The sequence below is a fragment of the Anabaena sp. PCC 7108 genome, from assembly GCF_000332135.1.
GTDB lineage: Bacteria > Cyanobacteriota > Cyanobacteriia > Cyanobacteriales > Nostocaceae > Anabaena.
The window spans coordinates 282,203-295,943 of sequence record NZ_KB235896.1; the positions used below are offsets into that span (position 1 = coordinate 282,203).

Annotated in this window: 9 protein-coding genes; 7 read left to right on the forward strand and 2 right to left on the reverse strand. The window is 41.4% G+C overall.

What is annotated here, in order from left to right:
- The first annotated feature begins 433 nt into the window (after window positions 1-433).
- Together ANA7108_RS0101980 and ANA7108_RS26650 are read left to right on the forward strand one after the other, a co-directional pair.
- Window positions 434-2,962: a mannose-1-phosphate guanyltransferase gene (locus ANA7108_RS0101980; protein ID WP_016949081.1), complete on the forward strand. Its 2,529-nt coding sequence runs from the start codon at window positions 434-436 to the stop codon at window positions 2,960-2,962.
- Window positions 2,963-3,398: 436 nt separating this feature from the next.
- Window positions 3,399-4,979 (forward strand): hypothetical protein, encoded by a 1,581-nt coding sequence (locus tag ANA7108_RS26650; RefSeq protein WP_016949082.1) that lies wholly within the window; start codon window positions 3,399-3,401, stop codon window positions 4,977-4,979.
- 262 nt (window positions 4,980-5,241) lie between these two features.
- Here the strand turns inward: ANA7108_RS26650 and ANA7108_RS0101990 are convergent, their stop codons facing one another.
- Window positions 5,242-7,308 (reverse strand): NAD(P)/FAD-dependent oxidoreductase, encoded by a 2,067-nt coding sequence (locus tag ANA7108_RS0101990; protein ID WP_016949083.1) that lies wholly within the window; start codon window positions 7,306-7,308, stop codon window positions 5,242-5,244.
- A gap of 173 nt (window positions 7,309-7,481) precedes the next feature.
- Here ANA7108_RS0101990 and ANA7108_RS0101995 point away from each other — a divergent pair, with 173 nt between their 5' ends.
- Window positions 7,482-7,715, forward strand: coding sequence for a hypothetical protein (locus ANA7108_RS0101995; protein WP_016949084.1), 234 nt, complete (start codon window positions 7,482-7,484; stop codon window positions 7,713-7,715).
- A 235-nt stretch (window positions 7,716-7,950) separates the two neighbouring features.
- Here the strand turns inward: ANA7108_RS0101995 and cimA are convergent, their stop codons facing one another.
- On the reverse strand, window positions 7,951-9,609 hold the full coding sequence (gene cimA / locus ANA7108_RS0102000) for a citramalate synthase (protein WP_016949085.1): 1,659 nt from the start codon (window positions 9,607-9,609) through the stop codon (window positions 7,951-7,953).
- A gap of 74 nt (window positions 9,610-9,683) precedes the next feature.
- Between cimA and ANA7108_RS0102005 the strand changes: the two genes are divergently transcribed.
- From ANA7108_RS0102005 to ANA7108_RS0102020, 4 genes are all read left to right on the forward strand, one after another.
- The gene (locus tag ANA7108_RS0102005; protein ID WP_016949086.1) at window positions 9,684-10,022 is read left to right on the forward strand and encodes a 2Fe-2S iron-sulfur cluster-binding protein; all 339 of its coding nucleotides are present in this window, start codon (window positions 9,684-9,686) and stop codon (window positions 10,020-10,022) included.
- A gap of 16 nt (window positions 10,023-10,038) precedes the next feature.
- Window positions 10,039-10,476 (forward strand): hypothetical protein, encoded by a 438-nt coding sequence (locus ANA7108_RS0102010; protein ID WP_016949087.1) that lies wholly within the window; start codon window positions 10,039-10,041, stop codon window positions 10,474-10,476.
- A 193-nt stretch (window positions 10,477-10,669) separates the two neighbouring features.
- Entirely contained in the window at window positions 10,670-12,640 is a 1,971-nt protein-coding gene (thiO, locus tag ANA7108_RS0102015; protein ID WP_016949088.1) for a glycine oxidase ThiO, read from the forward strand.
- A gap of 266 nt (window positions 12,641-12,906) precedes the next feature.
- Window positions 12,907-13,584 carry a Coq4 family protein gene (locus tag ANA7108_RS0102020; protein WP_016949089.1) on the forward strand — a complete coding sequence of 226 codons (678 nt, stop codon included), beginning with the start codon at window positions 12,907-12,909 and terminating at the stop codon, window positions 13,582-13,584.
- The last annotated feature ends 157 nt before the right edge of the window (window positions 13,585-13,741 follow it).

Sequence of the window (13,741 nt, forward strand, 5' to 3'; positions counted from 1 at the left end):
AACTCCCTTCGTAACTGATAGAATATTAGTTAAGTAAAAAGGCGTAAATCAAAATAAATCTTGTGGGAAAGATGAACACAGTTCAAACTTTATCCCAATCATAAACATTTACGCCGACTTACATAAGTATGCCTTACTTATGTAGATTTTTCGTAGCCTACATTAATCAGTTCCTTAGTTTGAGACTACTTATTTACCTGATTGTAGTGTAAATTAATCTCACAAATCTCTGATAGTACAAAAATCTCATAGTTAAAAAATTCTCTCCTGAATCAAAGAGTATTGCTATAGTTTAATGAATCATTAAACTTATTTCTCAGTAGATGTATCTTGTGGAAGTTCCTCAAAAATTAACATTCATAAGAGACTTGATAAAGAATAACATAAAGTTTATAACAGACTAATGCAGCTAAAGCTGCAAACAGGAGGGTTTATGCGTGCAGTACTGATGGCAGGGGGTTCAGGGACAAGATTACGTCCTTTAACTTGCGATTTACCAAAACCGATGGTTCCTATATTAAATCGACCCATTGCTGAACACATTATTAATCTTTTAAGAAAACATAATATTACAGAAGTAATTGCCACGTTACATTATTTACCAGATGTTCTACGGGATTACTTTCAAGACGGCAGTGATTTTGGCGTGCAGATGACTTATGCTATCGAAGAAGACCAGCCACTGGGTACAGCCGGGTGTGTAAAAAATATTGCAGAATTGCTGGATGAAACTTTTTTAGTAATTAGCGGTGATAGTATCACAGATTTTGATCTGACAGCAGCGATCGCATTTCACAAACAAAAACAGTCAAAAGCGACTTTGGTTTTAACCCGTGTTCCCAACCCGATAGAATTTGGGGTGGTGATTACTGACCAAGAAGGAAAAATACAGAGATTTTTAGAAAAACCTTCCACTAGCGAAATTTTTTCTGATACTGTCAACACTGGTACTTATATATTAGAACCTGAAGTTTTAGAATATTTACCAGAATACACAGAATGTGACTTTTCTAAAGATTTATTTCCCTTACTACTCACCAGAAATGAGCCAATTTATGGTTATGTAGCCCAAGGTTACTGGTGTGACGTGGGTCATTTGGATGCATATCGTGAAGCACAATATGACGCTTTAGCTAGAAAGGTCAAACTTGATTTTCCTTACCAAGAAACTTCGCCCGGTGTGTGGATTGGTCAAAATACCTATATTGATCCTACAGCTAGAATTGAAACTCCGGCTGTAATTGGTGACAATTGTCGGATTGGGGCGAGAGTACAAATTGAAGACGGGACTGTAATTGGTGATAATGTCACCATCGGTGCTGACGCGAATTTAAAGCGTCCCATAGTTTGGAATGGTGCAATTATTGGTGATGAAGCCCAGCTATCGGCTTGTGTAATTTCCCGTGGGACTCGTGTAGATAGACGCGCTCATGTATTAGAAGCTGCCGTAGTGGGTTCCCTTTCTACGGTGGGAGAAGAAGCCCAAATTAGCCCCGGTGTAAGGGTTTGGCCAAGTAAAAAAATTGAGTCAGGTGCAGTTTTAAATATTAACCTGATTTGGGGCAATACTGCCCAACGGAATTTATTTGGTCAACGTGGTGTACAAGGTTTAGCGAATATTGACATCAGCCCAGAATTTGCGGTGAAATTAGGTGCTGCTTATGGTTCAACATTAAAACCCCGTTGTAAAGTGACGGTTTCGCGTGACCAACGGAATGTCTCGCGGATGGTAACTCGTTCTTTAATTGCTGGTTTGATGTCTGTAGGTATTGATATTCAAAACCTCGATTCTACAGCTATTCCTATCACCCGCACAGTGATCCCGACTATGGGAGTCGCAGGGGGTATTCATGTGCGTGTACACCCTGATCGCCCTGATTATATCCTGATTGAATTCATGGATGCCAAGGGAATTAATATCACTAAAGCCCAGGAAAAGAAAATTGAGGGGGCTTATTTTAAGGAAGATATGCGGAGGGCGCAAAGTCATGAAATTGGCGATGTGGCCTATCCCAGCCAAGTAATTGACCTTTACTGCACTGCTTTTGAGAAATTGTTGAATGTGGGGACACTTCGGAACAGTCGGGCGAAAGTGGTGATTGATTATGTTTATGCTGTGTCTGGGGCGGTTTTACCGCAAATGTTAGATAAATTTGGTGCTGATGCGGTAGTGTTAAATGCGAGTTTGAATAAAACTTCAATGTCAACTACTAACCGGGAAGGACTGCTGACACAATTAGGTCATGTGGTGGAAGCACTAAAAGCTAATTTTGGTGTTCAGGTATCAGCAAATGGAGAACAACTGATTTTAGTTGATGAGTCTGGTTACCCGGTGCGGGGAGAGACACTGACAGCGCTGATGGTAGATATGATGTTGACATCTAACCCCAGAAGTTCGGTAGTTGTACCTGTACACGCTTCTAGTGCTGTAGAACAAGTAGCTCGTCGTCATGATGGTAAAGTAATTCGCACCAAAGCCAATCCGACAGCTTTGATGGAAGCTTGTCAAAAAAATCCGAATGTAGTCTTAGGTGGTAGTGGGGAGACAGGTTTTATTTTCCCCCATCTACATCCAGGATTTGACTCGATGTTCTGCATTGCTAAATTAATTGAAATGCTGACTATCCAAGAGCGATCGCTGGCATCTGTCCGCGCCGAGTTGCCTCGCGTCATTTATAGAAATTATACCATCCGCTGTCCCTGGACGGCTAAGGGGGCGCTCATGCGTTATTTGGTAGAAACTCACCCAGCCCAAAATTTGGAATTAATTGACGGGGTCAAAATTTGTCAGCCTTATGATGATAGTTGGGTGTTAGTTTTACCAGATGCGAGTGAACCAATGGTACATTTATTTGCCAATAGTAGCGATCGTGAATGGGTAGACGAAAACTTGAGAAATTATCGCAACCGCGTTCAGACATTTGTAGAAAGAGAACAGGAATATTACGCAGCGCAAGTCTAAATTACCTGAAAAGACTCTCTGTCAAGGAGGTTCAAACCCTCTAACACTTGAGGACACAAATACTAGATCATGCAAAAAGTTGATCGCCATCCACCGGGTAATGTTATAAGGACTTTATGTAGCATTAATCATTGCTGATCAAAAAAACTCTCCGTATCATCGCTTCCTCCTATCAGCCTTAAGGAAAATTATATCTGTAAAAACACGTTAAAGCTAAAAACCGCAAACCATATTATATGAGCATTACAGTCTTTGACCATTTGCTTTCTGCCTATTTGCCATTTTGCACTAGTCACTCGTGCTGATCGAGAGTTAAACTTGGCTTCTAGAGGAAATTTTGATTGCCTACGGCAGTGCCTCAAGCGATAGAACTCAGTTGATCAGCAATGCTGACATTAGCATAGGTGAATATTTTTAAGCAGGTGGGTCAAGAGTGATGAATATAGATGACACCTCAAATAACGGCACTGTGATTGAACCTCTAAATTCTGCAAATTCGCCACAATCGGAGCAGGCGAGTTGTCCCTTTTACTCAGTTGTGCATTATGAAAATATGGCCGTGACTAATTTACCACTCCTGAACCCAGCAGCAGATGTCTACGAGGGGCTGCAACCACAGCAGCATGACACTACAGTTACACAGAACTTGACAAATCATCTCCAACAGGACTGGGTGGCAGAACCGGATAGTGATAAACAAGCACTTGTAGACTCTGAATTTCAAAAGTTACTAGCGTTGAATGAGGAGTTAACTACAGCTAATGGTGATTTATACAGTCAGGTAGAGCAGTTAAAACAGGAATTAGCTGAAGCAGAAAAGATTTTGCAATGGCAAAAAAAGCGCTCTAGCGTGACTGATTCGATGCTAAATCAACAAACTCAGGAACTCTCAGCCGCCCAAGAGCAAATTCAGTCTCTATTTCAACAGTTAGAAACTGCTGTCCAAACTGTTCAACATCAGGAAATTTTCATCGATACCCACAAAGCTCAATTACAAATTAGTCAACAGCGTTTAGCTCAATTAGAACGGGAATGTTCATTGCTGCAAACTAATTACAGTGAACAGTCTCAGCAGTTATTGCACTCAGAAAATACTTGTCGGGAGTTTCAGAGTAGACTCATGCGCCAACAACGCCAAACTCTGCAATTTAAAGCTGCTTTAGAAAAATGCCTAGATACATCTGTGCCTAGCTATGACACTTTAGAGTATACACCTGATCAGCCACAGGGCGTAACTGGTGGACAAACAAGATTTTCTAGAAAAGCACGGTCTTTATTTCCTAATGCACAGCCAATTAAACCTTGGTCAGCAGAAGCAGATATTATGAGTGGTGTCTGCGACGCTCTACGCCAAAATACAGATAATTCTGTTGCACAAGCTTCAGCACCATGTTCACACACTAAAAATTACTCTACACCAACTGCCCCATTTTCTGAGAGCAAATTAGATGAGGAATTTATCCTTACACCCACACAATTAGCCTCTTTGTCAGCAGTTGATGATTCTGTAATTAAATCAGAAACTGTTTCTACTCCTAGTTGCTCAAATTTAGATCAGCAATTGGAGAGTTTGATTCAAAGGTTTTTTGTATCTCCGCCCATAGATGATGTGCAAAGTAATCAAGCTGATACACCTATCGGGGAACCTTTAGCATTTACTTGGGAAAATGGTGAAGAACCGCAAATTACAAGAGAACAGGATTTAGAGACAGAAGATTTGCGGCTTTCTCCAACTCCTGAACCACAAGTAACTTCCACGTCTCGACACAAAGAGACAAATGCTGTAGAAACCGAGGACTATTGGTCAGAAGTCTCACCTTCTACATCGTCAAAATTGCCGTTGCACAATTTTTTCTCAGAACCTTTAACTGAATATCCGCAAGATCATAAATCACCTTCTCCCGTGATTTATCCCCAGCGTCCACCCAAGGGACGTAAGTCATTCGCCTCTGTAGAATTGCCGAATTTTCGCCCCAGTAGTCATGAATCAAAGATTAATGGTGAATCTAGTGACTAATGATATGGTATCCAGTTGGATGCTTATCATTAGGACTAACACGGGGACGCGAAGAGATTTTTTAATCAGCAATTAGTTGGATTTGATCTGACTAATGACCGAAAAGAATGGGATACAAGCCCCGTCCCTTCGACAAGCTCAGGACAAGCCTTCGAGGACGGCTTTATGGTAAAATTTAGGTAGAGTCGCCATAGGGCATTGGGAGACTTTAAACGGACATGGAGGGATGGTAAGACCACTTGTGGCGCAACCCAGCGAAGTGTCAAAGAATCCTCGCTCCTTGAGGACGAGAAGGTATGTCAATACGCCAGAGTGGTTTACCGGCAGAAATCGCATAATTGATGGTTAACAACTTTAACCACAATGACGGATAGCGGGGTTCTAGCCAAGTTTCGCTGAGTTTCAGGAATTTGGGGAGTGATTTACTGAGTACAGCACTGACTAAGGTATGACGGCCGAAGTTGAAATAATTACCTAACCAGCGCACTAAGTCCCGAAAACCAGCTAGTTGCCAAATCCACAGCAGCAAGGCTGGATTTTTCATGGCTGCTTTGATTGCTAATCGGTTAAATGTGAACCAATCGCAACGATCCTTAATGAAATTATCTGCTATTTCTGGAGGTTCGTCTGCTAATAAACCAAAGAAGGTATTAAGCATGGCGTTTACCCGTTGGGGAGGGATAAATTTGCCTGTGGGAACCATCATGCCTTTGGAAAATAGCCATGTTACGGAAACGTTACTTTGGTAGGCGCGAATTTGATTTAGGTGACGGAAACTGAGTAAATCATGTTTTAGGGCAGTATTTAGAAGTGTTGTTAACCGCTCTAAGTTGCGAACTAGGGAACCAAAACCAGTGAAGATTAGGGGTGACTGGAGTGAGGCGGCATCACCCATAGCAATTAATCTATCAAAGGCAATTGTGCGATCGCTCCCACTCACACTAAAATGCCCTGGTATATAGCCAAATGTTGGCTTTTTCCAGACTAGCTGATCCAGATCGCAGCGGCGATACTCTGGCAAAATTGTGAAAAAGTCTTCATACATCTCCAACAAAGAACCGGGATTTTTCCCATTCACTTCATGGTAGTGGAATAAATAAATAGTCAGTTCTTCGCCAACCCCAGGAAATAACTCCCAAATCAACTGTCTACCACGAGAAATATCGCCGTGACTATAAAGAACATCTCCATACTGAGAATCCCACACACCAGGCTCAAACCCTTTCTCAATTACTGCTCCCACTGTCGGACAGACACTATCAAAAGCCCGACCGCCATTTAATTGCCAAGCAATAGGGGAAGCTGTACCCATTGCATCTACTAACAATCTCCCACTAACTTGCTTTTCATTCCCACTAGCCAAATGCTTGACGAAAACATTAACTTGTGTATCACTGATCTCAGCCCGAATAAATTCCGTTTCATCCCAAATATCACCATCGGCAGCTTTGAGTTTTTCTCCACAGATTTGCAGCAATTTTTCGGAGTCTAAAGCTATATTCAGCACAGTTGGTGTATGTAGAATTGCTGATTTTAGATGAGGAGGATTATTACTATCAAAAAATTTATTAAATCCGTCTTTATATTCCCTGGCAATAATTATTTCTAACTCAGCATTTGTCAGCAAACCCAAATTTACCAAACATTGAATTTCATCACGGGAAATATTCCATTCCCGGTTCATCCTGCCAAAGGGTAATCTTTCTACCAGCAGAACTTTATAGCCCAATTTAGCCATCACAGCCGCATGAATCGACCCTAAAGCCCCACCGATATAAATAATGTCATATTCAATGTCATCTTGGGGATGGGGATTTTCTGCCTCTCTGTTCTCTCCATAAAAAACCACCTGACGAGGCTGCTGGGGATTTCTTACCCCTTCACGCCAACGTTGCTCCCACCAGTACGCACGCTGAAGATCATATTCCCCATTAGACATTTTCTGAAAGTACTTGACAGTTAGGGGATAATAGGGTTCTAACTGTGAAAAAATCGACTTTTGGGAATCAATTGCTGGTGGTTCTGGATATCTGTGAGGAAAACGGCTTCTGATTTCTCTACTCAGCCGCTGGATAATTTTTCCTTCATTCACAAAGGGTTTATCACCCCACCGGAATACCTTGAGGTAAGTAGTTCGCTGTACTGACCAGACAATTACAGAAAGTTCACTTGTCAAACTTTCCTCAACAGACACAATAGGATTTCTCAAGCGAAACCCGTCTGTGGTCAATAATTTGTCTCCATACTTCGGTACAAAATCTACTTGTAGCCATCTACGTACAGATACAGTATCGGTCGTAGGAATTTCTAAGTAAAGAACTTCTTTCATATTCTGCTCACATCTCCCATGGATTTACTCACTACGACAGATTTAACAAAGCCAGAAACTGCGTTAAACTCCGCCCTATCAATTGCATGAAAAAAATTTAATTAGGAAAATTAGTAAATTTTAATAGGTTGTTAAATTTATTATTCATTTTAGAACTTCTGTAAACTCATACCATGAATTATCCTATCCCAGTCAGTCCCCAAGAAATTTTTGCTCTTCAACAGCAGCCAGTTGATGAAGAACTGGTAGCTACGGTAATTGCTGGTGTAGTCAGACTTGTCCGCACTCAAGGTCAATCTTTGGAAGAATTAACTGCCCAAGTATTAGCTGATGATGCTGTGTTAAATCAACAACAGCGACGGTGGCTAAGTACGTTGGTTGCCCAAGCCTGGGAAAGTTTCCCGTAGTCATATCATGTCCAGTTGTTCGCGTAGCGTCTCGTCAGAGATATACTTATCATTGAGACTGACGCTCAAGACACGGAGACGCGGAGACGCGGGGAATTTTTTTTGACCCTGTTCCCTGTTCCATATTCCCTATTCCCTTCTCTCAACTTCTCGATTTAGCATAACAAGTACCGAAGAACCAAAATCTCTTCGTAGAGACATTTGATAAAACGTCTCTACAAAAATCTATTTACTCCTACACCTTCAAAGCCTTTTCAGCTTGAAAATGTAACAACAAACCATATTCCAAACCTTCAACCACAGCTTGATAGGAAGCTTCCAAAATATTTGTAGAAACTCCTATAGTAGTCCAACGTTGTTGACCATTACCCGATTCTACTAAGGCGCGAGTTTTTGCGGCAGTTCCTGTATTTCCATTCAGAATTCTGACTTTATAATCAGTCAACTCAAAGTCGGCAATTTGGGGATAAAAGTTCACCAAAGCTTTACGCAAAGCAGCATCTAAAGCTGCAACCGGTCCATTACCTTCCGCTGCTTCAAGAATGTTTTTCCCATTTACAGCTACTTTCACCGTTGCTAGAGAATTAGTAGTTGGTTTCACTTCCACTAAATCACAATGTACTTGGAAACCTTGAACTTCAAAAAACTGTTGACGACATTTTAAAGCCTCATACATCAACAGAGCAAAACTAGCTTCTGCGGCTTCAAATTGATATCCTTCAGCTTCCAATTCCTTCATGCGTTGGAGAATTTGTCTAGCTTGAGGATGATCCTTATCTAATTCAATCCCACAAGTTCGGGCTTGAGCTAAAACATTACTTAAACCAGACTGTTCAGAAATAACAATGCGACGTTGGTTTCCCACCAGTTCCGGCTGAATATGTTCATAGGTTAAAGGGTTACGTTCCACCGCAGATACATGAATACCACCTTTATGAGCAAAGGCCGAACGACCAACAAAAGGCGCGTGTTCATCAGGTGCGAGATTGACAACTTCGCTAACAAAGCGACTGGCTTCTGTAAGTTGATTTAGCTGGTGTTCACCGATACAGCTATAACCAAGCTTTAGCTGTAAATTAGGAATCAGAGAACACAAATTAGCATTACCACAGCGTTCCCCATAACCGTTGATTGTCCCTTGTACCATCTTTGCTCCAGCCATAACTGCTGCTAAAGCGTTAGCAACAGCCATTTCTGAATCGTTATGAGTATGTATGCCAATTTTGGTGATTGGTGATTGGGAAAAAATTTCTTCCCTATTCCCTGTTAAGAGTTCCCTGTTCCCGATTTCTGTAACTAGATCTTTAACAATTTGCGTAACTTCATGAGGTAAAGTTCCGCCATTGGTATCACACAAAACCAACCATTCAGCACCTGATGTCATTGCTGCTGTTAATGTTTGTAAAGCATAATCAGGATTTTGCTTGTAGCCATCAAACCAATGTTCAGCATCGTAAATTACACGCCGTCCTTGAGAACGTAGGTACTCAATTGTGTCGCTGATCATGGCTAGATTCTCTTCTAAACTGGTCTTGAGTCCGGCTGTAACGTGTAAATCCCAAGATTTACCAAAAATTGTTACCCAGCGAGTACCCGCAGCTAGAATCGCTTGCAGCATGGGTTCATCTGCGGCCTTGGTGTGAGGACGACGAGTGGAGCAAAAAGGAACAACTTCTGCTTGTTTGAGCGGATTTTCTTGAAGTTGCCAGAAAAATTGTACATCTTTGGGATTTGCTCCAGGCCAACCACCTTCAATGAAGGGAATCCCTAATTGATCAAGTTTGTGAGCAATGCGTAATTTATCTTCTATGGAGACGGATAGTCCTTCCCGTTGAGTGCCATCTCGTAGAGTAGTGTCATAGAGCCAAAGTTGGAGAGAGGGATTTGTGGTCATAAAACTGAGACATAAGAGACAACTTTGAAGCGATGTGCCAATATACAACAAAAAGCGAGTTTGGTAATCTAAAGATGCCCAAGGTACTAGCTCAAGGTAAAACCGTTGAGTGTGTTGTCCAAGCCAATTTACGCAAGGTTCTGTTAGACAATGGTGTTGACCTCTACAACGGCGGTTCTCAGGTCATTAACTGTCGGGGACTTGGCAGTTGTGGTACTTGTGCGGTTAAGGTAGAAGGCGAAGTATCCGTAGCGAATTGGCGTGATCAAACACGGCGTTCGCTTCCTCCCCATTCTCCCACAACTGATTTGCGTTTAGCTTGTCAAACTCAGGTTTTGGGTGATGTAAGAGTCACAAAATTTGATGGATTTTGGGGTCAAGGTTCTCAATTAGTTTGGACACCAGAAAGTTAAAAAGGAGACAAACAAGATGGGTAGATGGACACCCCTGATTTTAATGGCAGGAGGAGTGGCGATTTTGTTGGGTACGTTGCTAGGTATTAATTTTCCCATGGGTGGGCAGCAAACCGCTAATGTTCCCCCTGGTCGTAGAGCATCTAGCGTCCTCCCAGCTAATATTAATGTTAATAGCACTGCTACCAGGAATGATTCTGAAACTGCTACTAGTAACGATTCTGAAACCACTACTAGGAGTAATTCTGAAACTACCGCTAGTAACGATTTTGATAGTGAAACTCGCCGTACCAGCGTAGCTCAAAATAATGCTTCTACTGAGTCACTTACCACTGATAATACACCAAGTACAAGCAATACGGATACATCCACTACTAATACTCAATCAGTCTCAACAGACAGTGGTTTAGGTGACACAAATCAAGACAAAGAACCAATTCGGGCTTTGTGGTAGCTGGTGACTAGGGAAACGGAGATGGGGAGATAAATTTTAGATTTGATTAGATTTGAGATTTAAGATTGGGGTTAATTCAATATCAGCCAAAATCCGCAATCCAAAATCGAATATTCAATCACATTTTCCCCAATCACCAGCCCTTTGTTTACCCCTGATAAGTTATTAGTTATGTACTAATGACTAATGACTAATGACTACTGACGTTTTAATTATCGGTGGTGGCGTAATCGGCTTGGCTTGCGCCATTGAACTCAAATTGCGCGGGGCAAATGTCACCGTGCTTTGTCGCGATTTCTCGACTGCTGCCGGCCAAGCTGCTGCCGGGATGTTAGCACCTGATGCGGAAAATATCCCCAATGAGGCAATGCTTTCTTTGTGTTGGCGATCGCGTGCCTTATATCCCCAATGGACTGCTAAACTGGAAAAATTGACTGGTTTAAGCACAGGTTATTGGCCTTGTGGCATCCTAGCACCAGTTTATCAACAACCAAAAGCGAGAACCAATGATCAATCTCCTGCTTATTGGTTAGACAAATCGGCAATTGGGCAATATCAACCAGGATTGGGAGCAGATGTCATTGGTGGCTGGTGGTATCCTGAAGATGGTCAAGTTGACAATCGCGCCTTAGTTCAAGTTTTACGTACAGCGGCTCATTCTTTGGGTGTAGAACTCCAAGATGGAATTAAAGTAGAAGCGATCGCACAACAGCAAGGACAAGTTATCGGTGTACAAACAAATACTGGCTTAATTAGCGCTGCACATTATCTTTTGGCCGCTGGTGCTTGGGTCAATGAACTGTTACCCTTACCCATACGTCCCCGCAAAGGACAAATGCTCAGTTTGCGAGTACCAGAATTTTTGCCAGAATTACCGTTAACAAGGGTTTTATTTGGTGAAAATATTTACATTGTCCCCCGGCGCAATCGTTCTATTATTCTGGGTGCAACCAGTGAAGATGTGGGCTTTACTCCCCATAACACCCCAGGTGGGATTCAAAGCTTACTCCAAGCAGCAATTCGCCTTTATCCCCAATTAGAGAATTATCCGATTCAAGAACTTTGGTGGGGATTTCGTCCAGCGACACCTGATGAATTACCTATCTTGGGAAATAGCCATTGTCCCAATTTAACTTTAGCTACTGGTCATTACCGTAATGGCATTTTACTCGCACCAATCACAGCCACATTAATTGCTGATTTGATTTGGTCACAAACAGCCGATTCTCTATTGACTAATTTTCACTATTCACGCTTCCAATCTCAGGCATCTACTACATCTATGCTCACTCATTCTGCTAATTTTACTAACGGCAATCGCACCAATTTATCTACCAATTTATCTTTACCATCATCAGAATTCCACATTGAAGATTCAGGATTAATTATTGCTGGCAAAACTTTTAAATCTCGTTTGATGACGGGAACTGGTAAATATCGCAGTATTGAAGAAATGCAGCAAAGTGTCGCTGCTAGTGGTTGCCAAATTGTCACTGTAGCAGTGCGACGAGTCCAAACTAAAGCCGCAGGACATGAAGGTTTAGCGGAAGCTTTGGATTGGAGTAAAATTTGGATGTTGCCAAATACCGCTGGTTGTCAAACCGCAGAAGATGCCATTCGCGTTGCCCGTTTGGGACGAGAAATGGCGAAATTATTAGGACAGGAAGATAATAACTTTGTCAAGTTAGAAGTGATTCCTGATGCTAAATATTTATTACCAGATCCCATTGGCACTTTGCAAGCTGCTGAACAGTTAGTTAAAGAAGGTTTTGCGGTATTGCCTTATATTAATGCTGATCCCATGTTAGCCAAGCGGTTAGAAGAGGTAGGCTGTGCAACAGTCATGCCTTTAGCTGCACCTATTGGTTCAGGACAAGGGCTGAAAACTACTGCCAATATTCAGATCATTATTGAAAATGCCAATATACCTGTGGTAGTAGATGCGGGCATTGGTGCGCCTTCAGAAGCGGCTGAGGCGATGGAATTGGGGGCGGATGCGTTATTAATTAATAGTGCGATCGCACTGGCTCAAAATGCCTCAGCAATGGCTTATGCAATGAATTTAGCAACTGTCGCCGGTCGTATGGCTTATTTAGCCGGAAGAATGCCAAGGAAAGATTACGCTAGTGCTAGTTCACCGGTGACGGGAACAATTACTAGTTAATTTTAACCAATCTTGTAGTTCGGTTAAGAACAAAAAGCAGGTTGGGTTGAGCAATGGCATAACCCAACAAAGTCTTGAAAAAAAAGTCAACCCGGAATACTTTTATTCCCTGTCTAATCCTCAACAATAATTATTTATGCCACCTACTTATTACCTCTTCCATTTGATATATGAAAAATACTTCTGATCTCATCAATAATTAAAGAGGCATATTTTCACTGTTCACAAAATCTAACTCCTGCTATTTCTCAAAACGGAGAATAATCATGGATAATGTGATTACCTACAATAACGATAAAGGATTATTAGCCTACATTCAATTTCTGGCATCAAGAGCATTGAGAACCCAATATGATGGAACTGATCCAGTTTTTAATTTTGAAGATGCACTTGATCAAACAGAAATAGCACAATTAGCTGTAGATGAACTTAAAAAAATTCCAGAAGTTCAAGCTTTATTCACAGAACGCTGGCTACCTGCACCAATAGATTTAGATGAATTAAGTAAACTGTCTGAAGGAACTTTAGGAAATGTTTATGCTACGGAAATGAAAGCTAGAGGTTTTGATCCTAACTTCTATAAGAAAGTTCCTGTGGTTGATGATATTTCTTATCTGAAAATGCTCTGGAGAACAACCCATGATATCTATCATGTAGTTGCAGGATTTGAGACTGATATATCTGGAGAACTTGGTTTACAAGCTTTTGTTTTAGCACAAACTGCTATTCCTATCAGCATCATGCTTGTCAGTTTTGGTATGGTTTTAATTAGTCTCTATCAACCTGCTAAACTTAAAGCTTTAATGACGGAAATATCTCGCGGCTACTATCTAGGTTCTCATACTCCCAGCAAATTCATCGCCCAAAAATGGGATCAGTTTTGGGATATTCCAATTATTAAAATTCGCGCTCAATTAGGAATGAATCCTATCCCGGAAAACTGATATATTTAGGTAGGCGAAAATAAATCAAACTATGCTAAGTAAGGTAACAAATTTTGAAACTGGCTGGTAGTTAGGGCTTTAGCCCTAATTTGTATCGCTAAAGGCTGACCGCAAAGGAGCTAAGAATATAGTGATGCATCGAATACAGGAGATAGCT

Coding starts and splice junctions, on each gene's coding strand:
- ANA7108_RS0101980 (WP_016949081.1), top strand. CDS start 434: ATGCGTGCAGTACTGATGGCAGGGGGTTCAGGGACAAGATTACGTCCT.
- ANA7108_RS26650 (WP_016949082.1), top strand. CDS start 3,399: ATGAATATAGATGACACCTCAAATAACGGCACTGTGATTGAACCTCTA.
- ANA7108_RS0101990 (WP_016949083.1), bottom strand. CDS start 7,308: ATGAAAGAAGTTCTTTACTTAGAAATTCCTACGACCGATACTGTATCT.
- ANA7108_RS0101995 (WP_016949084.1), top strand. CDS start 7,482: ATGAATTATCCTATCCCAGTCAGTCCCCAAGAAATTTTTGCTCTTCAA.
- cimA (WP_016949085.1), bottom strand. CDS start 9,609: ATGACCACAAATCCCTCTCTCCAACTTTGGCTCTATGACACTACTCTA.
- ANA7108_RS0102005 (WP_016949086.1), top strand. CDS start 9,684: ATGCCCAAGGTACTAGCTCAAGGTAAAACCGTTGAGTGTGTTGTCCAA.
- ANA7108_RS0102010 (WP_016949087.1), top strand. CDS start 10,039: ATGGGTAGATGGACACCCCTGATTTTAATGGCAGGAGGAGTGGCGATT.
- thiO (WP_016949088.1), top strand. CDS start 10,670: ATGACTACTGACGTTTTAATTATCGGTGGTGGCGTAATCGGCTTGGCT.
- ANA7108_RS0102020 (WP_016949089.1), top strand. CDS start 12,907: ATGGATAATGTGATTACCTACAATAACGATAAAGGATTATTAGCCTAC.